Origin of the sequence: Pseudomonas sp. D2002 (genome assembly GCF_013385735.1) — a bacterium.
Taxonomy (GTDB): domain Bacteria; phylum Pseudomonadota; class Gammaproteobacteria; order Pseudomonadales; family Pseudomonadaceae; genus Aquipseudomonas.
In genome coordinates, this window is the sequence record NZ_JACAPL010000004.1 from 40,245 (window position 1) to 59,403 (window position 19,159).

Annotated in this window: 18 protein-coding genes and 1 pseudogene; 9 read left to right on the forward strand and 10 right to left on the reverse strand. The window is 61.3% G+C overall.

The window, feature by feature from the left end:
* Positions 1-3: 3 nt before the first annotated feature.
* The 3 genes from alr to dadA all read right to left on the reverse strand — a co-directional run bounded on the left by alr (position 4) and on the right by dadA (position 2,784).
* Positions 4-1,077, reverse strand: a complete 1,074-nt coding sequence (gene alr, locus HX783_RS09050; RefSeq protein ID WP_177016680.1) for an alanine racemase — start codon at positions 1,075-1,077, stop codon at positions 4-6.
* 80 nt (positions 1,078-1,157) lie between these two features.
* The gene (locus HX783_RS09055; protein WP_177016681.1) at positions 1,158-1,511 is read right to left on the reverse strand and encodes a RidA family protein; all 354 of its coding nucleotides are present in this window, start codon (positions 1,509-1,511) and stop codon (positions 1,158-1,160) included.
* Positions 1,483-2,784, reverse strand: a complete 1,302-nt coding sequence (gene dadA / locus HX783_RS09060) for a D-amino acid dehydrogenase (protein ID WP_177016682.1) — start codon at positions 2,782-2,784, stop codon at positions 1,483-1,485. The genes HX783_RS09055 and dadA overlap by 29 nt, the downstream gene beginning before the upstream one ends.
* A 156-nt stretch (positions 2,785-2,940) precedes the next feature.
* Here dadA and HX783_RS09065 point away from each other — a divergent pair, with 156 nt between their 5' ends.
* A complete protein-coding gene (locus tag HX783_RS09065; protein ID WP_003176896.1) occupies positions 2,941-3,429 on the forward strand; it encodes an Lrp/AsnC ligand binding domain-containing protein in 489 nt (162 codons plus the stop codon).
* Positions 3,430-3,572: 143 nt separating this feature from the next.
* Here the strand turns inward: HX783_RS09065 and HX783_RS09070 are convergent, their stop codons facing one another.
* Positions 3,573-3,926, reverse strand: coding sequence for a YkgJ family cysteine cluster protein (locus HX783_RS09070; protein ID WP_003176897.1), 354 nt, complete (start codon positions 3,924-3,926; stop codon positions 3,573-3,575).
* Between the two features lie 115 nt (positions 3,927-4,041).
* Here HX783_RS09070 and HX783_RS09075 point away from each other — a divergent pair, with 115 nt between their 5' ends.
* On the forward strand, positions 4,042-5,334 hold the full coding sequence (locus tag HX783_RS09075) for an FAD-binding oxidoreductase (RefSeq protein WP_177016683.1): 1,293 nt from the start codon (positions 4,042-4,044) through the stop codon (positions 5,332-5,334).
* Here the strand turns inward: HX783_RS09075 and HX783_RS09080 are convergent, their stop codons facing one another.
* Positions 5,335-5,559 (reverse strand): DUF1127 domain-containing protein, encoded by a 225-nt coding sequence (locus HX783_RS09080; protein WP_177016684.1) that lies wholly within the window; start codon positions 5,557-5,559, stop codon positions 5,335-5,337.
* 165 nt (positions 5,560-5,724) lie between these two features.
* Here HX783_RS09080 and HX783_RS09085 point away from each other — a divergent pair, with 165 nt between their 5' ends.
* Positions 5,725-7,149, forward strand: a complete 1,425-nt coding sequence (locus tag HX783_RS09085; protein WP_159960992.1) for a PLP-dependent aminotransferase family protein — start codon at positions 5,725-5,727, stop codon at positions 7,147-7,149.
* A gap of 62 nt (positions 7,150-7,211) precedes the next feature.
* A complete protein-coding gene (locus HX783_RS09090) occupies positions 7,212-8,780 on the forward strand; it encodes a phospholipase D family protein (protein ID WP_177016685.1) in 1,569 nt (522 codons plus the stop codon).
* Between the two features lie 125 nt (positions 8,781-8,905).
* Here HX783_RS09090 and HX783_RS09095 read toward each other — a convergent pair whose 3' ends face one another.
* Both HX783_RS09095 and HX783_RS09100 read right to left on the reverse strand, forming a co-directional pair.
* Entirely contained in the window at positions 8,906-10,048 is a 1,143-nt protein-coding gene (locus tag HX783_RS09095; protein WP_177016686.1) for an MFS transporter, read from the reverse strand.
* 187 nt (positions 10,049-10,235) lie between these two features.
* A complete protein-coding gene (locus tag HX783_RS09100; protein WP_177016687.1) occupies positions 10,236-11,729 on the reverse strand; it encodes an aldehyde dehydrogenase in 1,494 nt (497 codons plus the stop codon).
* A gap of 230 nt (positions 11,730-11,959) precedes the next feature.
* Between HX783_RS09100 and HX783_RS09105 the strand changes: the two genes are divergently transcribed.
* Positions 11,960-12,322 (forward strand): cupin domain-containing protein, encoded by a 363-nt coding sequence (locus HX783_RS09105; protein WP_015886527.1) that lies wholly within the window; start codon positions 11,960-11,962, stop codon positions 12,320-12,322.
* A gap of 182 nt (positions 12,323-12,504) precedes the next feature.
* Here the strand turns inward: HX783_RS09105 and rpmG are convergent, their stop codons facing one another.
* Entirely contained in the window at positions 12,505-12,660 is a 156-nt protein-coding gene (rpmG, locus tag HX783_RS09110; protein ID WP_003176906.1) for a 50S ribosomal protein L33, read from the reverse strand.
* A gap of 11 nt (positions 12,661-12,671) precedes the next feature.
* Positions 12,672-12,905, reverse strand: coding sequence for a 50S ribosomal protein L28 (rpmB, locus tag HX783_RS09115; RefSeq protein WP_003176907.1), 234 nt, complete (start codon positions 12,903-12,905; stop codon positions 12,672-12,674).
* 457 nt (positions 12,906-13,362) lie between these two features.
* Between rpmB and HX783_RS09120 the strand changes: the two genes are divergently transcribed.
* On the forward strand, positions 13,363-14,955 hold the full coding sequence (locus tag HX783_RS09120; protein ID WP_177016688.1) for an ABC transporter substrate-binding protein: 1,593 nt from the start codon (positions 13,363-13,365) through the stop codon (positions 14,953-14,955).
* Positions 14,956-14,983: 28 nt separating this feature from the next.
* Here the strand turns inward: HX783_RS09120 and radC are convergent, their stop codons facing one another.
* The gene (gene radC, locus HX783_RS09125) at positions 14,984-15,658 is read right to left on the reverse strand and encodes a DNA repair protein RadC (protein WP_159961002.1); all 675 of its coding nucleotides are present in this window, start codon (positions 15,656-15,658) and stop codon (positions 14,984-14,986) included.
* Between the two features lie 155 nt (positions 15,659-15,813).
* On the opposite strand from radC, the gene coaBC reads away from it, so the two are divergent.
* From coaBC to HX783_RS09140, 3 genes and pseudogenes are all read left to right on the forward strand, one after another.
* Positions 15,814-17,022: a bifunctional phosphopantothenoylcysteine decarboxylase/phosphopantothenate--cysteine ligase CoaBC gene (coaBC, locus tag HX783_RS09130; protein ID WP_159961004.1), complete on the forward strand. Its 1,209-nt coding sequence runs from the start codon at positions 15,814-15,816 to the stop codon at positions 17,020-17,022.
* Between the two features lie 5 nt (positions 17,023-17,027).
* Entirely contained in the window at positions 17,028-17,483 is a 456-nt protein-coding gene (gene dut / locus HX783_RS09135; protein ID WP_110620471.1) for a dUTP diphosphatase, read from the forward strand.
* Positions 17,484-17,747: 264 nt separating this feature from the next.
* A pseudogene (locus tag HX783_RS09140) lies at positions 17,748-19,145 on the forward strand (phosphomannomutase/phosphoglucomutase); the annotation flags it as partial.
* Positions 19,146-19,159: the final 14 nt, after the last annotated feature.

Here is a 19,159-nt window from a genome sequence, read left to right on the forward strand (position 1 = left end):
CGGTCAAGCCCCGGAATAGAGCCTTGGCACGCGACGCAGGTTGCAGAAGATCTGGTAGGGAATGGTCTCGGCGGCGGCCGCGACGTCACTGGCGAGGATATTTTTGCCCCACAACTCCACCGTGGAACCAAGCCCGGCCTGGGGCACGTCGGTGAGGTCGACACACAGCATGTCCATGGACACGCGGCCCAGCAGTTGGCTGCGCTGCCCCGCCACCAGCACCGGCGTGCCGGTAGGCGCATGACGCGGGTAGCCGTCGGCGTAACCCATGGCAACCACGCCGATACGCATCGGCTTTGGCGTGATGAACTTGGCGCCGTAACCCACCGGCTCACCGGCCGGCAGTTCGCGCACGCAGATGACCTTGGACTCCAGGGTCATCACCGGCTGCAAACGCGCGGCAATGGCCTGGTCTTCGCCAAACGGCGTGGCGCCGTAGAGCATGATGCCCGGGCGCACCCAGTCGCTGGACACGCTCGGCCAGCCCATCACCGAAGGCGAATTGCGCAGGCTGACTTCAGCCGACAAACCTTGGCGCGCCGCCTCAAACACCGCGACTTGTTCATTGCTGCGTACACAGTCGAGTTCGTCGGCGCGGGCGAAGTGGCTCATCAATACGATTTTCGCCACGTTGCCGCTGGCCAGCAGACGCTGGTACGCCTCGTGATAATCCTTGGGATGCAGGCCGACACGGTGCATGCCGGAATCCAGCTTGAGCCAGATCGTCAGGGGCGTGGTCAACCGCGCTTGCTCAATGGCTTCCAACTGCCACAGCGAATGCACCACGCACCAGAAATCATGCTCGATGATCAGCGGCAGCTCGTCAGCTTCGAAGAACCCTTCCAGCAACAGCACCGGCGCGCGAATCCCGGCGGTACGCAGCTCCAGCGCTTCTTCGATGCACGCCACGGCAAAGCCATCCGCCTCAGCTTCCAGCGCCTGGGCCACACGCACGGCACCATGGCCGTAAGCATCGGCCTTGACCACGGCGAGGGCCTTGGCCCCCGTGACTTCACGGGCCAGTTGATAGTTATGGCGCAGGGCTTGGAGGTCGATCAGGGCACGGGCAGGACGCATGGCGGCAGGCTTCTAGGCGGCAGAGTGAAGAAAAAACCGGCACCGACAGGCAGCATCGGCACCGGGAGAGGGATCTTGGTTTAAGGCAGCGCGGCCACGACGGACAGCTCTACCAGAATTTCCGGTTCGCACAGCTTGGCTTCGACCGTGGCACGGGTCGGGGCGACGCCTTTAGGCAGCCACTTGTCCCATACCGAGTTCATGCCGGCGAAATCGGCGTCGATGTCTTTCAAGTAGATCGTCACCGACAGCAACTTGGTTTTGTCGGTGCCGGCCAAGTCCAGCAAACGCTCGATATTGGCCAGGGTTTCACGGGTCTGCTGTTCGATTCCGGCACTCATGTCGTCGCCGACTTGCCCGGCCAGATAGACGGTACCGCTGTGAACAACGATCTGGCTCATGCGCTCATTGGTGAGCTGGCGCTGGATTGACATGTCGTGCGGACTCCTGGTGGTTACCGTAACGGGAAATATCGAGGCCTGCGGCGCTGATCTGCGGCGTTTTCTTCGCCATCAGGTCGGCCAGCAAGCGGCCGGAACCACAGGCCATGGTCCAGCCGAGTGTGCCGTGGCCGGTATTCAGGAACAGGTTCTTGAATGGGGTGGCACCGACAATCGGCGTGCCGTCGGGTGTGGTCGGGCGTAAACCGGTCCAGAAACTGGCTTCGGTCAAATCGCCGCCCTGAGGATAAAGGTCGTTGACGATCATCTCCAGGGTTTCGCGTCGGCGCGGGTTCAGCGACAGGTCAAAACCGGCTATCTCAGCCATGCCGCCAACGCGGATGCGGTTGTCGAAACGGGTGATCGCGACCTTGTAGGTCTCGTCCAGAATGGTCGAGGTGGGCGCCATCACGGGGTTGGTGATCGGCACGGTCAACGAGTAACCCTTGAGCGGGTACACCGGCGCCTTGATCCCCAGCGGCTTGAGCAGCTTCGGCGAATAGCTGCCGAGGGCCAGCACGTAGCGGTCGGCGGTTTCCAGCTTGCCGTCGATCCACACGCCGTTGATGCGGTCGCCCGCGTAATCGAGGCGCTGGATGTCCTGTTCGAAGCGGAACTCCACGCCCAGCTGTTTGCACATCTCGACCAGCCGCGTGGTGAACATCTGGCAATCGCCGGTCTGGTCATTCGGCAGACGCAGTGCACCGGCGAGGATATCAGTGACGCTGGCCAGGGCCGGTTCCACGCGGGCAATGCCGTCGCGGTCGAGCAATTCGAAGGGCACGCCGGACTCTTTCAGCACGGCGATATCTTTGGCCGCGCCATCCAGCTGAGCCTGAGTGCGGAAAAGCTGGGTAGTACCGAGGCTACGGCCTTCGTAGGCAATGCCGGTTTCAGCGCGCAGTTCGTCGAGGCAGTCGCGGCTGTACTCGGACAGGCGCACCATGCGCTCTTTGTTCACCGCATAGCGGCTGGCCGTGCAGTTGCGCAGCATCTGCGCCATCCACAGGTATTGATCGATATCGGCGGTGGCCTTGATTGCCAGCGGTGCGTGGCGTTGCAGCAGCCACTTGATCGCCTTGAGCGGCACGCCCGGCGCGGCCCAGGGCGAGGCATAACCCGGGGACACCTGGCCGGCGTTGGCGAAACTGGTTTCCATGGCAGCAGCAGGCTGGCGGTCAACCACCACGACTTCAAAGCCGGCCCGCGCCAAATAGTAGGCACTGGTCACCCCAATGACGCCGCTACCCAAGACCAGAACGCGCATTTTTATATCCTCATCGCGGGCTTGGCCGCTGACGTGTGTTATTCGAGCAATGATGAGCGCAGTGTAAAAAACTATTGCCAGTGCATTTCACTATATAAGCACCTATATTTGGCGACAATTCTCGGCAAAAACCCTTTTCACAGAGGCGTATCCCCTATGCGTACCAACACCCAGACCAAGCGGGAGCTGGACAAGATCGACCGCAACATCCTGCGCATCCTGCAAACCGACGGGCGAATTTCATTCACGGAGCTGGGTGAAAAAGTCGGGCTGTCGACCACGCCGTGCACTGAGCGGGTTCGCCGCCTGGAGCGTGAAGGCATCATCATGGGCTACAACGCGCGGCTCAACCCGCAGCATTTGAAGGGGAGTTTGCTGGTATTTGTCGAGATCAGCCTCGATTACAAGTCCGGCGACACCTTCGAAGAATTCCGCCGCGCGGTGTTGAAACTGCCGCACGTGCTGGAATGCCACTTGGTCTCAGGCGATTTCGACTACCTGGTGAAAGCACGGATTTCGGAGATGGCGTCGTACCGCAAATTGCTTGGCGATATCCTGCTCAAACTGCCACATGTGCGCGAGTCCAAGAGCTATATCGTGATGGAAGAGGTGAAGGAGAGCCTGAACCTGCCAATCCCGGATTGACCGATACATTACGGTCAATGTGGGAGCTGGCTTGTGTGGGAGCGGGCTTGCTCGCGAAAGCGGAGTGTCAGTCACCAGACTCATCGACTGATTCACCGCCTTCGCGAGCAAGCCCGCTCCCACATTTTGACCGAGTACAGTCGCTAGACCAGCACCTGCCGGGTGCTGGCCATGTATTCGTGGATCTGTTTCTCCACCCGTGGATGAATCAACTCCACCGGCCCCCGCCCATTGGGGCACGGCAGGGTCTTGGTGGTGCCGAACAATCGGCAGATCAGCGGCCGCTCGTCATACACCGTGCAGCCATTCGGCCCAAGGTGCACACAGTTCAGCTCGTCCATTGCGGCGTCCTGCTCGGCAGCGGTCTTACGCGGCAGGCGTGACATTTCCTCGGGCGAGGTGGTCACCGGCCCACAGCAGTCGTGGCAACCTGGCACGCACTCGAACGAAGGAATTTGCCTGCGCAGCGCGCTGATTTTCTGACTGTTGCAACTCATCGAAACCCATACCGAACAGCGAATAAGCGTGGATTCTGACGCAAAACGCCCTGCGCAGACAGCGTCGTCCGACCGCTGTATCCTGCGTCAAATTTTCCAAACAGGGATGCTCCCCATGATCGCCAGCGCCCGGCACACCGCTTCCTACTACGCCGCCAGCAGCGTCCCACAGCCCGAATACCCGGCGCTGACGGGCGAAGTCAGCGCCGATGTGTGCGTGATTGGCGGCGGCTATTCCGGGCTGAACACGGCGCTGGAACTGGCGGAGCGCGGTTTCAGCGTGGTGCTGCTGGAGGCGCGCAAGATGGGTTGGGGCGCCAGTGGGCGTAACGGCGGCCAGCTGATTCGCGGTGTCGGCCATGGCCTGGACCAGTTCGCCAATGTGATCGGCGCCGACGGTGTACGCCAGATGAAGCTGATGGGCCTGGAAGCCGTGGAGATCGTGCGCGAACGCGTCGAGCGCTATCAGATCCCCTGCGACCTGACCTGGGGTTATTGCGACCTGGCGAACAAGCCCCGGCACCTGCAAGGCCTGGCTGAAGACGCCGAAGAACTGCGTAGCCTCGGCTATCGCCATGAAGTACGCCTGCTGCAAGCCAACGAGATGAGCAGCGTAATCGGATCCGACCGTTATGTGGGCGGCATGATCGACATGGGTTCCGGGCATTTGCACCCGCTGAACCTGGCCCTCGGCGAGGCCGCCGCCGCACAGCAGTTGGGCGTGAAGCTGTTCGAACAGTCCGAGGTCACGCGCATCGACTACGGCCCCGAGGTCAACGTGCACACCGCCCTCGGCAACGTGCGCGCCAAAACCCTGGTGCTGGCCTGCAATGCCTACCTCAAGGGTTTGAATCCGCAGTTAAGCGGCAAAGTACTGCCCGCCGGCAGCTACATCATCGCCACCGAACCGTTGAGCCAAGCCCAGGCCGCCAACCTGCTGCCGCAGAACATGGCCGTGTGTGATCAACGGGTGACGGTGGATTACTTCCGGCTGTCCGCTGACCGACGACTGTTGTTCGGCGGTGCCTGCCATTATTCAGGACGTGACCCACAGGATATTGGCGCCTACATGCGTCCGAAAATGCTCAAGGTGTTCCCGCAACTGGCCGAGGTGAAAATCGACTATCAGTGGGGCGGCATGATCGGCATCGGCGCCAACCGCTTGCCACAGATTGGCCGGCTGGCCGATCAACCCAATGTGTATTACGCCCAGGCCTACGCCGGCCACGGCCTCAATGCCACGCACCTGGCCGGCAAGCTGCTGGCCGAAGCCATCAGCGGCCAGCAGCAGGGCCGTTTCGACCTGTTCGCCCAAGTGCCGCACATCACCTTCCCCGGCGGCAAGCACCTGCGCTCGCCGCTGTTGGCGCTGGGGATGCTCTGGCATCGGTTCAAAGAGCTGGTGTGATCAGTCGCGCCAGAACGGCTTCAGGCCTTCCTGGCGCGCTTGTTCGGCGGTCAGCCCAACGTCGCGCAGTTGCTCGTGGGTCAAATGCAGCAAAGCCTTGCGCGTGTGGCGGCGATGCCAGAACAGGCTCCAGCGGCTGATATCCCGCGGCGCCGTCGCCCGCTCCTGCCCTGCCTGCAATTCCTGACTGTGTAACATCAGACGCACATCGCTTATGCCGCTCATTTTGCTGCCCCTCATTTGCCTGTTGCCATGAGTGACTAGAGTGAGCGCGCACGCCAAACCATTACAGATTCAACCTACTTTTATTAAGTCCATACAGATGCTGCCCATGGACGCCTGAATCCTGTATTTTCGCCTTATCTGTACTGGTCCTCGGGAGCGACCGCCATGACCCTTTACGTCAACCTCGCCGAATTGCTGGGCACGCGCATCGAACAGGGCTTTTATCGCCCCGGCGATCGACTGCCCTCGGTGCGCGCCTTGAGCGTGGAACACGGGGTCAGCCTGAGCACCGTGCAACAGGCCTATCGTTTGCTGGAAGACAACGGCCTAGCGATGCCCAAGCCCAAGTCCGGTTACTTTGTGCCGGTCGGGCGCGAGCTGCCGGCGCTGCCCGAGGTAGGCCGCCCGGCCCAGCGGCCAGTGGAAATTTCGCAATGGGACCAGGTGCTGGAACTGATACGCGCCGTGCCGCGCAAAGACGTCATACAGATGGGCCGAGGCATGCCGGATGTATTGTCGCCGACCCTGAAACCCTTGCTGCGCAGCCTTGCACGGGTGAGTCGCCGCCAGGACTTGCCGGGGCTGTATTACGACAACATCCTCGGCTGTATGGAGTTGCGCGAACAAATTGCGCGACTGTCATTGGATTCCGGCTGCCAGCTGACGGCCGAAGACATTGTGATCACCACGGGTTGCCACGAGGCGCTGTCCGCCAGCATCCACGCGATTTGCGAGCCGGGCGATATTGTCGCCGTGGACTCGCCAAGCTTTCACGGCGCCATGCAGACCCTCAAAGGCCTGGGCATGAAGGCTTTGGAAATCCCGACCGACCCGCTCACCGGCATCAGCCTCGAAGCGCTTGAGCTGGCCCTGGAGCAGTGGCCGATCAAGGTCATCCAGCTGACGCCCAACTGCAATAACCCCTTGGGCTACATCATGCCGGAGGCACGCAAACGTGCATTGCTGACGCTGGCGCAGCGCTTTGACGTGGCGATCATCGAAGACGATGTGTATGGAGAATTGGCCTACAGCTACCCACGCCCGCGCACGATCAAATCCTTCGACGAAGACGGCCGCGTACTGTTGTGCAGCTCGTTCTCGAAAACCCTCGCGCCCGGTTTACGCATTGGTTGGGTAGCGCCCGGTCGCTACCTGGAGCGGGTGCTGCACATGAAATACATCAGCACCGGCTCCACTGCGACCCAACCACAGATTGCCATCGCCGAATTCCTCAAGAACGGCCACTTCGAACCGCATTTGCGGCGGATGCGCACTCAATACCAGCGTAATCGCGACTTGATGCTCGACTGGGTCAGCCGCTACTTCCCGGCCGGCACACGTGCCAGCCGACCTCAAGGCAGCTTTATGCTGTGGGTCGAACTGCCGGAAGGCTTCGACACCCTCAAGCTCAATCGTGTACTGGTGGAGCAAGGCGTTCAGGTGGCGGTGGGCAGCATTTTTTCGGCCTCCGGCAAGTACCGCAACTGCCTGCGCATGAACTACGCTGCCAAGCCAACCCCACAGATCGAGGAAGCGGTACGCAAGGTCGGGGCCGCAGCCATCAAGATGCTCGCAGAGGCGGCAGACTGACCTTTCGCCGGTTTTAGCCGTCATATGCCCACAATTGCCCTGACCTGGAAGCAGCGCCCTTGATGATTCGACGGCTTTTACCGTTTTTCCTGTTGGGCGCCCTGGCGCTGGGCGGCTGCGCTACGGTCGACAGTCCGCGCGTCCCCAGCGATGCGTTGCCCGCCGCGCAATCTGCGTTCGGCCGTTCGATCCAGGCCCAGGCGGCGCCCTATCAAGGTCGCTCGGGCTTTCGCCTGCTGCCCAACAGCAGCGAAGCCTTCATGGCCCGCGCCGAGCTGATCCGCAACGCCCAGAGCAGCCTCGACCTGCAGTACTACATCGTGCACGACGGGATCAGCACGCGCATGCTTGTGGACGAACTGCTCAAGGCCGCCGACCGTGGCGTGCGCATCCGCATCCTGCTGGACGACACCACCAGTGACGGCCTCGACCAAGTCATCGCCACCCTCGCCGCCCACCCGCAAATCGAAATTCGCCTGTTCAACCCGCTGCATCTGGGCCGCAGCACCGGCGTGACGCGGGCCATGGGCCGCTTGTTCAACCTGTCGCTGCAACATCGGCGCATGCACAACAAGCTGTGGCTGGCGGATAACAGCGTGGCCATCGTCGGCGGGCGTAACCTGGGCGATGAGTATTTCGATGCCGAGCCCAACTTGAATTTCACCGATATCGACATGCTCAGCGTGGGGCCGGTGGCTGAACAGCTCGGCCACAGTTTTGATCAGTACTGGAACAGCGCGCTGAGCAAGCCGATTGATGACTTCGTCTCCACCGCCCCATCCAAACGAGACCTGGCCGCCGCACGCGTACGCCTGCAAGACTCGCTGGCCGAATCACGCCAACAGAACCACGCCCTGTATAACCGCTTGCGCACCTACCAAACCCAGCCGCGCATGGACATCTGGCGGCGCGAGCTTATTTGGGCCTGGAACCAGGCGTTGTGGGATGCGCCGAGCAAGGTGCTGGCCAAGGCCGACCCGGACCCGCGATTGCTGCTCACCACCCAACTGGCGCCGGAGCTGGAAGGCGTCAACCATGAACTGATCATGATTTCAGCGTACTTCGTGCCGGGGCAGCCTGGGCTGGTGTACCTGACCGGCCGCGCCGATGCGGGCGTGTCGGTGAGTTTGCTGACCAACTCCCTCGAAGCCACGGATGTACCGGCGGTGCACGGCGGCTATGCGCCGTATCGCAAGGCATTGCTGGAACATGGCGTAAAACTCTATGAACTGCGCCGCCAGCCCGGCGACCCGAGTGCAGGCAGCGGCCCGCACCTGTTTCGCCGGGGCGCGTTCCACGGCTCGGACTCCAGCCTGCACAGCAAGGCGATGATCTTTGATCGGGAGAAATCGTTTATCGGCTCGTTCAACTTCGACCCGCGTTCGGTGCTGTGGAACACCGAGGTCGGCGTGCTGGTGGACAGCCCCGAGCTGGCGGAACACGTGCGCAACCTGGCGCTGCAAGGCATGGCGCCAGCGTTGAGCTATGAGGCGAAATTGCAGGACGGCCAGGTGGTGTGGGTTACCGAGGATAACGGCCAACTGCACACGCTGAGCCATGAGCCCGGCAGTTGGTGGCGCCGGTTTAATGCCTGGTTTGCTACTTCAGTCGGCCTGGAACGGATGCTCTAGGGGCCAATGCAGAGCAAATGTGGGAGCGGGCTTGCTCGCGAAGACGGTGTGTCAGTTGATGGAAGTATTGACTGATCCACCGCATTCGCGAGCAAGCCCGCTCCCACAGTTAATTGCATTTCAAATCAAGCAGGCTGGGCGGCACCGAATGCCCCTTGGCGCAGCAACAACACCACCAGCCCCAACGCTCCCGCCGCCATCAGCCACGGCAATGCATGCCCGCTGATCCACTGGCTGCCCGCGCCCGCCACCAGCGGCCCAATCAGGCAGCCGATGCCCCACAGCTGCGCCACGTGGGCATTCGCGCGTACCAGCGCATCGTCGCGGTAACGCTCGCCGATCAAAATCAGCGACAAGGTGAACAACCCACCGGCGCTGGCGCCGAAGATCACCCACACCGGCCAGATCAGTGGCGTGTGCAACAACAGCGGAATCGCCAGGCTCGACATCAGCAGCAACACCGCACAGCTCAAGAACAGCGTGCGACGCGGCAGGTAATCAGCCAAAGCGCCGATGGGCAATTGCAGCAATGCGTCGCCGATCACCACCGTGCTGACCATGGCCAAGGCAACCTCGGCCGTAAACCCTTGTTGCAGGCAATACACCGGCAGCAGCGTCAGGATCATCGCTTCGAACGCAGCGAATAACGCCACCGCCCAGGCAATCGCCGGCAGGCTCAGGCAAAAGCGCCATAGATCACTGAACGTCACGCTGAAGGATTCAGCGGTCGGCGCGCCGGAACGACCGAGCAACAGCAGCGGCGCGACCATCAGCAAGCCAACGCCGACCCAGAAACCGTAATCATGGTCGGTGCCGAGCACGCCCAGCAGCAACGGCCCCGACAGTTGGCTCAAGGCATAACTGCAGCCATACAGCGCCACCAGGCGGCCACGCCACTGCTCCACCACCAACTGGTTGATCCAGCTTTCGCCGAGGATAAACACGATGGTCAGGATCACCCCAATCATCAGCCGCAACACCAGCCAGACCGGGTAGCTGGGCAAGATTGCGAGCAAACCGATGGAGACGGCACCCGCCCACAAACACAGGCGCATCAGGTTGGCGGTGCCCAGCCATGAGGCCATCCGGCTGGAAACCTTGGCGCCCAGCAGCACGCCGAAAGCCGGCATTGCCGCCATGACGCCGATAGCGAAACTGCCATAGCCCCAGCCTTCCAGGCGCAGGGACACCAGCGGCATGCTGACGCCCAGGGCCAGGCCAACGCTGAGTACCGAGGCCAGGACGGCGAAATAAGTCGCCCAACGCATTTCCACGCTCCTGTGGATAATTTTGAGAACACACAAAACAGTGTGGGAGCGGGCTTGTGTGGGAGCCGGGCTTGCCCGCGATGCAAGCACCTCGGTGTGTCAGTCACACCGAGGTGATGCTATCGCAGGCAAGCCAGCTCCCACAAAAGCCCGCTCCCACATTTGGCCTGCGGTGTTTCCTACAGGGTTACAGCTTGATCCAGGTCGATTTCAACTCGGTGTACTTGTCGAATGCGTGCAGCGACTTGTCGCGACCGTTACCCGACTGTTTGAAACCACCAAACGGTGCCGTCATGTCGCCGCCGTCGTATTGGTTGACCCACACGCTACCGGCGCGCAAAGCCTTGGCCGTCAGGTGTGCCTTGGAGATATCGGCGGTCCATACGGCTGCGGCCAGGCCATAAACGGTGTCGTTGGCGATGGCGATGGCTTCTTCAGCGCTGTCGAAGGTGATCACCGACAGCACAGGGCCAAAGATCTCTTCCTGGGCGATCTTCATGGCGTTGGTCACACCGTCGAAAATCGTCGGTTCAACATAAGTACCGCCCGTTTCTTCCAGGGTGCGCTTGCCGCCCGCCACCAGTTTGGCGCCGTCGGCGTGGCCGGCTTCGATGTATGACAGCACGGTGTTCATCTGCTGGGTGTCCACCATTGCGCCGACGTTGGTTGCCGGGTCCAGCGGGTTGCCTGGCTTCCAGCCTTTAAGGGCCTCGATCACCAGCGGCAGGAATTTATCCTTGATGGAACGCTCGACGAGCAGGCGCGAACCGGCGGTGCAAACTTCGCCCTGGTTGAAAGCGATGGCGCCCGCAGCGGATTCGGCGGCAGCTTGCAGGTCCGGGGCATCGGCAAACACGATGTTCGGGCTCTTGCCGCCGGCTTCCAGCCATACACGCTTCATGTTCGACTCGCCGGAGCGGATCAACAGCTGCTTGGCGATCTTGGTGGAACCGGTGAACACCAGCGTGTCGACGTCCATGTGCAGCGCCAGCGCGTTGCCCACGGTGTGGCCGTAGCCCGGCAGCACGTTGAACACGCCTTTTGGAATACCGGCTTCAACCGCCAGGGCGGCGATGCGGATAGCGGTCAGCGGGGATTTTTCGGACGGTTTGAGGATCACCGAGTTACCGGTGGACAGCGCCGGCCCCAGCTTCCAGCAGGCCATCATCAACGGGAAGTTCCACGGCACGATCGCGCCGACAACGCCGACCGGCTCGCGGGTCACCAGGCCCAACTGATCGTGTGGCGTGGCTGCGACTTCGTCGTAAATTTTGTCGATCGCTTCACCGCTCCAGCTCAGCGCATTGGCTGCGCCAGGCACGTCAATGCCCAGGGAATCGCTGATCGGCTTGCCCATGTCCAGGGTTTCAAGCAGCGCCAGCTCTTCGGCATTGGCCTTGAGCAGCGCGGCGAAACGGATCATGGCGGACTTGCGTTTGGCCGGCGCCAGGCGCGACCAGACACCGGAATTGAACGTGGCGCGGGCATTTTCGACGGCGCGCTGGGCGTCGGCGGCGTCACAGCTGGCAACCGTGGCCAGCAAGCGGCCATCGACCGGGCTGATGCATTCGAACGTGTCGCCGGAAACAGCAGCGGTGTATTCACCATTGATATAGGCGCGGCCTTCGATCTTCAGATCCTTGGCGCGTTGTTCCCAGTCGGCACGGGTCAGGGTGGTCATGCGAGTGTCCTCCTCTTGTTGAATACAAGGGCCAGGTGATGTCCCCCGGCAGCCTCAAAGAATTCTTGCCCGGCCAGCCTGCTGTTCGGCTCAAGGCAGCTGCCACCCTAAACCAGCGGCTGGGGGTGTTTCAATATATTTGACACAAGCCCGGTAAACGCCCTTGCGATGTTCATTTTAATAAACATAGACTTTGGGCTCTCCAACCGCAGGCCAGACGGGACACGCACATGAGCATCCAGGACATCGTCGACTTCAGCCAAGCCAGCACCGCCCCAGACCGCTACCGCCCGGCTGCCGAAAAAATCCTCAAGGGCGACCCCGAGCAAACCATTTACAACCACTACAACAGCCCATGCGGCCAGATGAGCGCCGGGGTCTGGGAAGGTGAAGTCGGGCAGTGGAAGGTCAATTACACCGAGCATGAGTACTGCGAGATTGTGCAAGGTGTGTCGGTATTGCGCGATGCCGACGGCAACGCCAAGACTCTGCGTGCCGGCGACCGCTTTGTCATCCCGGCCGGGTTCAGCGGCACCTGGGAAGTGCTGGAGCCCTGCCGCAAGATCTACGTGGTGTTCGAACAGAAAGCCTGATCAGCGATCGTACCCATGCTCCGCGTGGGAATGCAGCCCAAGGCGCTCCGCGCCTGCTCTTGAACGCGTGACGCGGAGCGTCACAGGAGGCGTTACCACGCAGAGCGTGGGAACGATCATTTCAGGCAAAAAAAAGCCCGACTCGTGAGAGACGGGCTTTTTTTCACAAGGAAGAAAATCAATTACTTGATTTTGCCTTCTTTGTAGATCACGTGCTTGCGAACGCGCGGGTCGAACATTTTCTTTTCGAGCTTGTCCGGGGTAGTACGCTTGTTCTTGTCGGTAGTGTAGAAGTGACCAGTACCGGCGCTAGAGATCATTCGAATCAATTCACGCATGATAGAGCTCCTTAGATCTTGCCAGCGGCACGGATTTCGGCCAGCACGACAGTGATGCCACGCTTGTCGATGATACGCATGCCTTTAGCAGATACACGCAGGCGAACAAAACGTTTCTCTTCTTCAACCCAGAAGCGGTGATGCTGCAGGTTCGGCAGGAAACGACGACGGGTTTTGTTATTTGCGTGGGAAATGTTATTCCCAGTCACCGGACCCTTACCGGTAACTTGACAGACTCTCGACATGCCTCAGCCCTCTAAAACCACATGCCCAACCCGGCATGGGTTGGCCGCTTAATCTCTCAGTCATTTGGCGCCAGGCGCCGCGTTTCTTTAGGGTCTTACCGGCTACACCTACAGTGAAGGAACCGGGCCCCTAGAAAAGAGCGCTGCTTTATACCAGAAAGACCCCAGTGCAACAACAGCCCGTGTATTTTTACCGGCATAAATCTCGGCGACAGACGCCTGAACCGTTGCCAGGAGGGGCCGCTGTCACGGCCGACCGCTCGTCGCACAGAATGATTTACAGCGCCCGCCCGCACGATGAAGTGCACGGCGAAACGCGCTGAGGCGCCATCAAAACAGCATTTGCGCCAAAAGCACAGGCAAAAATGGACTGGTCATTTATCCGTCGGCCCACTACGGTAGGCTTTTTCCAGACTGCACTCGCAGATGGGCCTTCGATCTGCAAAGGAAACCGAATATGCGCCTCGCTGCCCTACCGCTATTGCTAGCCCCTCTATTTATCGCGCCCGCGGCCCTGGCTGCCACCAGCTTGAGCGTTTGCACCGAAGCCAGCCCAGAAGGGTTCGACGTGGTGCAATACAACTCGCTGACCACCACCAACGCCTCTGCAGACGTATTGATGAACCGCCTGGTGGACTACGACGCCACCAGCGGCAAGCTGGTGCCGAGCCTCGCGGACAGCTGGGACGTTTCGCCGGACGGCCTGACCTACACCTTCAAGCTGCACCCGCAGGTGAAATTCCACCGCACCGACTACTTCACTCCAAGCCGCACCCTGACGGCCGAAGACGTGCGTTTCAGCTTCGAACGCATGCTCGACCCGGCCAACCCATGGCACAAGATCGCCCAGAGCGGCTTCCCGCATGCGCAGTCGCTGCAATTGCCGACACTGGTGAAGAAGATCGATGCGCTCGACCCGCTGACCGTACGCTTCACCCTCGACCACGCCGACTCGACCTTCCTCGCCGCCCTGAGCATGGGCTTTGCCTCGATCTACCCGGCTGAGTACGCCGACAAACTGTTGAAAGCCGGCACACCGGAGAAACTCAACAGCCAACCGATCGGCACCGGGCCGTTCGTTTTTGTGCGCTTCCAGAAAGATGCCGTGGTTCGCTACAAAGCCAACCCGGATTACTTCGCCGGCAAACCGGCTGTGGATAACTTGCTCTTCGCCATTACCCCGGACGCCAACGTGCGCCTGCAGAAACTGCATCGCGACGAATGCCAGATTGCCCTGTCACCCAAGCCGCTGGACGTGGGCGAAGCCGAAAAAGACCCGGCGTTGAAGGTGGAAAAAACCGCCGCGTTCATGACCGCATTCGTAGCCATCAACAGCCAGCACCCGCCGCTGGACAAGCCGGAAGTGCGCCAGGCGATCAACTTGGCCTTCGACAAGAACAGCTACCTCAAGGCCGTGTTTGAGGGCACCGCCGAGGCAGCGAATGGCATTTATCCGCCCAATACCTGGAGCTATGCCAAGGACTTGCCAGGTTATCCACAGGACATCGCCAAGGCCAAGACGCTGCTCGACCGCGCCGGGCTCAAGGACGGTTTCAAGACCACTATTTGGACGCGCCCCACCGGCAGCCTGCTGAACCCCAACCCTAACCTCGGCGCACAGCTGTTGCAGGCCGACCTGGCCAAGATCGGCATCCAGGCTGAGATCCGCGTGATCGAGTGGGGCGAGCTGATTCGCCGCGCCAAGGCCGGTGAACACGACCTGCTGTTCATGGGCTGGGCCGGCGACAATGGCGACCCGGACAACTTCCTGACCCCGCAATTCTCCTGCGCGGCGGTGAAATCCGGCACCAACTTCGCCCGCTACTGCGACCCCGCGCTGGACAAACTGATCAGCGCCGGCAAGACCACCAGTGAGCAAGGCGTGCGCAGCAAGCTGTATCAACAGGCCCAGGCGCAGATCCAGCAGCAGGCACTGTGGCTGCCACTGGCGCACCCAACCGCCTTTGCCTTGGCTCGCAAGAATGTCGAGGGCTATCAAGTGAGCCCGTTCGGGCGGCAGGACTTTTCCAAAGTCAGCGTCAAGCCCTGACAAACGGCCCCGCCCCACTGGGGCGGGGCTACATCCACCCGTATTCCGCCATCGACAGCGGGTCGCCATCGCCCACGATGATGTGATCCAACACCCGCACATCCACCACTTCCAGCGCCTTTTGCAGCAACTTGGTCAATTTTCGATCAGCCGCACTCGGCTCGACGCTCCCGGAAGGATGGTTGTGACACAAAATCAAAGCCGCCGCGTTGTACGCCAGGGCGCGCTTGACCACTTGCCGGGGGTAAACGATGGCGGCGTCGATGGTGCCGTGGAACAACGCCTCAAAGCCCAGAACGCGATGTTTTGAGTCGAGAAACAGGCAACCGAAGATCTCGTGGGGCTCATGCCGCAACAACGCCTTGAGGTAATCGCGCACGGCCAACGGGCTCTCCAGCACCGAGTCAGCGCGCAGGCGCTCGGCCAAATGGCGCCGGGACATTTCCAGCACCGCCTGCAACTGGGCAAATTTCGCCGGGCCCAACCCCAAATGCTGGCTGAACACCGTCTGGCTGGCCTCCAGCAACGGTCGAAGGCCACCGAATTGCGCCAACAAATACCGCGCCAGGTCGACCGCGCTGCGGCCAGACACACCGGTGCGCAGGAAGATCGCCAACAGCTCGGCATCCGACAGGCTCGCCGCGCCCCATTCCAACAGCTTTTCCCGTGGACGTTCCGCCACAGGCCAATCGCGAATACTCATCCCATCTCCCTTCCATTGATATGGGCCAGGTGCGCCGCTGTTGCCCAGCGGACGCTGTGTTATCTTAAGCCCTCTTTTTTGCGTGCGATTTCTCCTGGGGAGGGGGCATCGCAGGCGTCACTGAACTGGCATCACTGAACTGGAAAGGCAAACCAATGCAGCGTCTGTATCGGAAACGCATCGTTCTCGGCGTCGGCGGCGGCATTGCCGCCTACAAGAGCGCAGAGCTGGTTCGCAGGCTCCTGGACCAAGGCGCCGAAGTGCGCGTGGTCATGACCCGCGGTGGCAGTGAGTTCATCACCCCACTGACCATGCAAGCCTTGTCCGGCCACCCGGTTCACCTCGACCTGCTGGACCCGGCAGCCGAGGCCGCCATGGGCCATATCGAGCTGGCCAAGTGGGCTGACCTGGTGCTGATCGCCCCGGCAACTGCCGACCTGATCGCCCGCCTGGCCCAAGGCATCGCCGATGACCTGCTGACCACTTTGGTACTGGCCACCGACGCCACCGTCGCCATTGCCCCGGCCATGAACCAGGCCATGTGGCGCGACCCGGCCACCCAAGCCAACACCCAGCTCCTGCAAAGCCGTGGCCTCAAGGTGTTCGGCCCGGCGTCCGGCAGCCAGGCCTGCGGCGACGTCGGCATGGGCCGCATGCTCGAAGCCACCGACCTGGCACTGTGCGCCGCCGAGTGCTTCCAGCACCTGGCCCTGACCGGCAAGCACGTGCTGATCACCGCCGGCCCGACCCAGGAAAACATCGACCCGGTGCGCTACATCACCAACCATAGCTCAGGGAAAATGGGCTTTGCCTTGGCGGAAGCGGCGGTTGAGGCAGGCGCGCGCGTCACCTTGATCACCGGCCCGGTGCATTTGCCGACCCCTGATCGGGTCACGCGCATCGACGTAGTCAGCGCCCGGGACATGTTGGCGGCCTGTGAGGCCGCGATTCCCTGCGACCTCTTTATCGCCTCGGCTGCGGTTGCGGACTACCGCCCTGAAGTCGTCGCCCCGCAAAAACTCAAGAAAGACCCTACAAGTGGCGATGGCCTGCTCCTGCAAATGGTGCGCAACCCGGACATTCTGGCATCCATCGCCACGCGCGCAGACCGCCCGTTCAGCGTCGGTTTTGCCGCCGAGACCGAACACCTGCTGGACTACGCCGCACGCAAATTGAAAGACAAAAACCTCGACCTGATCGTTGCCAATGATGTCGCCAACCCGAGCATTGGCTTCAACAGTGAGGAAAATGCCATCAGCGTGATCGACCGCGAGTTGCACGCCACCGTTTTCGCCCAGACCAGCAAAGGCAAGATTGCCCGCCAACTGATCTCATTTATCGCCCAACGGCTGAACCAGGTTTAATTTACATGCACGCTTTGCAAGCCAAGATCCTCGACCCACGCATCGGCAACGAATTCCCACTGCCGGCCTACGCCACCCCAGGCTCCGCCGGGCTGGACCTGCGCGCCATGCTCAAAGAGGACACTGTCCTTGAGCCGGGCCAGACCCTTCTGATTCCGACCGGCCTGTCGATCTATGTCGGCGACCCGGGCCTGGCCGCATTGATCCTGCCACGCTCGGGCCTCGGCCATAAGCACGGCATCGTGCTGGGCAACCTGGTAGGTCTGATCGACTCCGATTACCAGGGCGAGCTGATGGTGTCGTGCTGGAACCGTGGCCAAACCGCCTTCAACATTGCCGTCGGCGAGCGCATCGCCCAGCTGGTACTGGTGCCGGTGGTGCAGGCGCACTTCGAACTGGTACAGGAATTCGACGAGACCCAACGCGGTGCTGGCGGTTTCGGGCATTCCGGCAGCCACTGACTAAGCTGAATCAGGCCGGGCACGCTTGCCCGGCCCCATGCCACCGCAGGGCTTTTCAGGACGGAGAATGCGCGGATTTATTCAGCGAGATTTCACCATTGAAATCAATGCATTACGCGACCACAAACATGGAGTACCGACTCCGGTGGCACTTTTGCACCACGAACTCTCTGCCGAAAAAGCCGTCATACCCTTCAGTTTGCGCCCGCCGGTCAGCCACATTCAGGCCAGCTTTGCCCCTTTCAGATGGAGTTTCCCCACGCGATGAGTACCGCAGCCCGAGTAGCCCCGACATTCCCCGACAGCATTTTTCGCGCCTACGACATTCGTGGCGTGGTGCCCAAAACCCTGACTGCCGAAACCGCCTACTGGATCGGCCGCGCCATCGGCTCCCAGAGCCTGGCCCAGGGCGAACCCAACGTCTCGGTCGGCCGTGATGGCCGCTTGTCCGGCCCCGAGCTGGTCGAGCAACTGATCCAGGGCCTGGCCGACAGCGGCTGCCACGTCAGTGATGTCGGCCTGGTGCCGACGCCTGCGCTGTACTACGCCGCCAACGTACTGGCCGGCAAGTCCGGGGTGATGCTCACCGGCAGCCACAACCCTTCGGACTACAACGGTTTCAAGATCGTTATCGCCGGCGACACCCTGGCCAACGAACAGATCCAGGCCCTGCACGACCGCCTGAAGACCAACGACTTGACCAGCGGCACCGGCAGCGTCACCAAGGTCGACATTCTTCAGCGCTACTCCGACCAGATCACCGGCGACGTCAAACTTGCCCGCCGCCTCAAAGTGGTTGTGGACTGTGGCAACGGCGCGGCCGGCGTGATCGCCCCGCAACTGCTCGAAGCGCTGAACTGCGAAGTGATCCCGCTGTTCTGCGACGTCGATGGCAACTTCCCCAACCACCATCCGGACCCGGGCAAGCCTGAAAACCTGGTAGACCTGATCGCCAAGGTCAAGGAAACCGGCGCCGACGTGGGCCTGGCCTTCGACGGTGACGGCGACCGCGTTGGTGTGGTGACAGACACCGGCGAGAACGTATTCGCCGACCGTCTGCTGATGCTGTTTGCCCGCGACGTGGTGGCACGCAACGCCAACGCCGAAATCATCTTCGACGTGAAATGCACCCGCCGCCTCACGCCGCTGATCAAGGAATACGGCGGTCGCCCACTAATGTGGAAGACCGGTCACTCGTTGATCAAAAAGAAAATGAAAGAAACCGGCGCGCTGTTGGCCGGCGAAATGAGCGGCCATGTGTTTTTCAAAGAGCGCTGGTTCGGGTTTGACGACGGCATTTACAGTGCCGCTCGTCTGCTGGAGATCCTCAGCAAGGAAAAATCGACGGCGCAGGAGCTGTTTCAGACCTTCCCGAATGATATTTCTACGCCAGAGATCAATATCCATGTGACCGAGGAGAGCAAATTCAGCATCATTGACGCACTGCACGATGCGCAATGGGGCGAAGGCGCCAACCTGACCACCATTGATGGTGTGCGAGTCGATTACGCCAAAGGCTGGGGCCTGGTTCGCGCGTCCAATACCACACCGGTGCTGGTCCTGCGTTTCGAGGCGGATACCGAGGCTGAGTTGCAGCGCATCAAGGACGTGTTCCACGCCCAGTTGAAACGTGTTGCCCCTGATCTCCAATTACCGTTCTGATTTTTTACCGGAGC

Bases quoted from the DNA above. Each gene is read 5' to 3' on its own strand.
- HX783_RS09080 (WP_177016684.1), bottom strand. From the start codon at position 5,559: ATGAGCGGCATAAGCGATGTGCGTCTGATGTTACACAGTCAGGAATTG.
- alr (WP_177016680.1), bottom strand. From the start codon at position 1,077: ATGCGTCCTGCCCGTGCCCTGATCGACCTCCAAGCCCTGCGCCATAAC.
- HX783_RS09120 (WP_177016688.1), top strand. From the start codon at position 13,363: ATGCGCCTCGCTGCCCTACCGCTATTGCTAGCCCCTCTATTTATCGCG.
- radC (WP_159961002.1), bottom strand. From the start codon at position 15,658: ATGAGTATTCGCGATTGGCCTGTGGCGGAACGTCCACGGGAAAAGCTG.
- rpmB (WP_003176907.1), bottom strand. From the start codon at position 12,905: ATGTCGAGAGTCTGTCAAGTTACCGGTAAGGGTCCGGTGACTGGGAAT.
- HX783_RS09100 (WP_177016687.1), bottom strand. From the start codon at position 11,729: ATGACCACCCTGACCCGTGCCGACTGGGAACAACGCGCCAAGGATCTG.
- coaBC (WP_159961004.1), top strand. From the start codon at position 15,814: ATGCAGCGTCTGTATCGGAAACGCATCGTTCTCGGCGTCGGCGGCGGC.
- HX783_RS09055 (WP_177016681.1), bottom strand. From the start codon at position 1,511: ATGTCAATCCAGCGCCAGCTCACCAATGAGCGCATGAGCCAGATCGTT.
- HX783_RS09095 (WP_177016686.1), bottom strand. From the start codon at position 10,048: ATGCGTTGGGCGACTTATTTCGCCGTCCTGGCCTCGGTACTCAGCGTT.
- HX783_RS09085 (WP_159960992.1), top strand. From the start codon at position 5,725: ATGACCCTTTACGTCAACCTCGCCGAATTGCTGGGCACGCGCATCGAA.
- HX783_RS09090 (WP_177016685.1), top strand. From the start codon at position 7,212: ATGATTCGACGGCTTTTACCGTTTTTCCTGTTGGGCGCCCTGGCGCTG.
- HX783_RS09075 (WP_177016683.1), top strand. From the start codon at position 4,042: ATGATCGCCAGCGCCCGGCACACCGCTTCCTACTACGCCGCCAGCAGC.
- HX783_RS09070 (WP_003176897.1), bottom strand. From the start codon at position 3,926: ATGAGTTGCAACAGTCAGAAAATCAGCGCGCTGCGCAGGCAAATTCCT.
- HX783_RS09065 (WP_003176896.1), top strand. From the start codon at position 2,941: ATGCGTACCAACACCCAGACCAAGCGGGAGCTGGACAAGATCGACCGC.
- dadA (WP_177016682.1), bottom strand. From the start codon at position 2,784: ATGCGCGTTCTGGTCTTGGGTAGCGGCGTCATTGGGGTGACCAGTGCC.
- dut (WP_110620471.1), top strand. From the start codon at position 17,028: ATGCACGCTTTGCAAGCCAAGATCCTCGACCCACGCATCGGCAACGAA.
- rpmG (WP_003176906.1), bottom strand. From the start codon at position 12,660: ATGCGTGAATTGATTCGAATGATCTCTAGCGCCGGTACTGGTCACTTC.
- HX783_RS09105 (WP_015886527.1), top strand. From the start codon at position 11,960: ATGAGCATCCAGGACATCGTCGACTTCAGCCAAGCCAGCACCGCCCCA.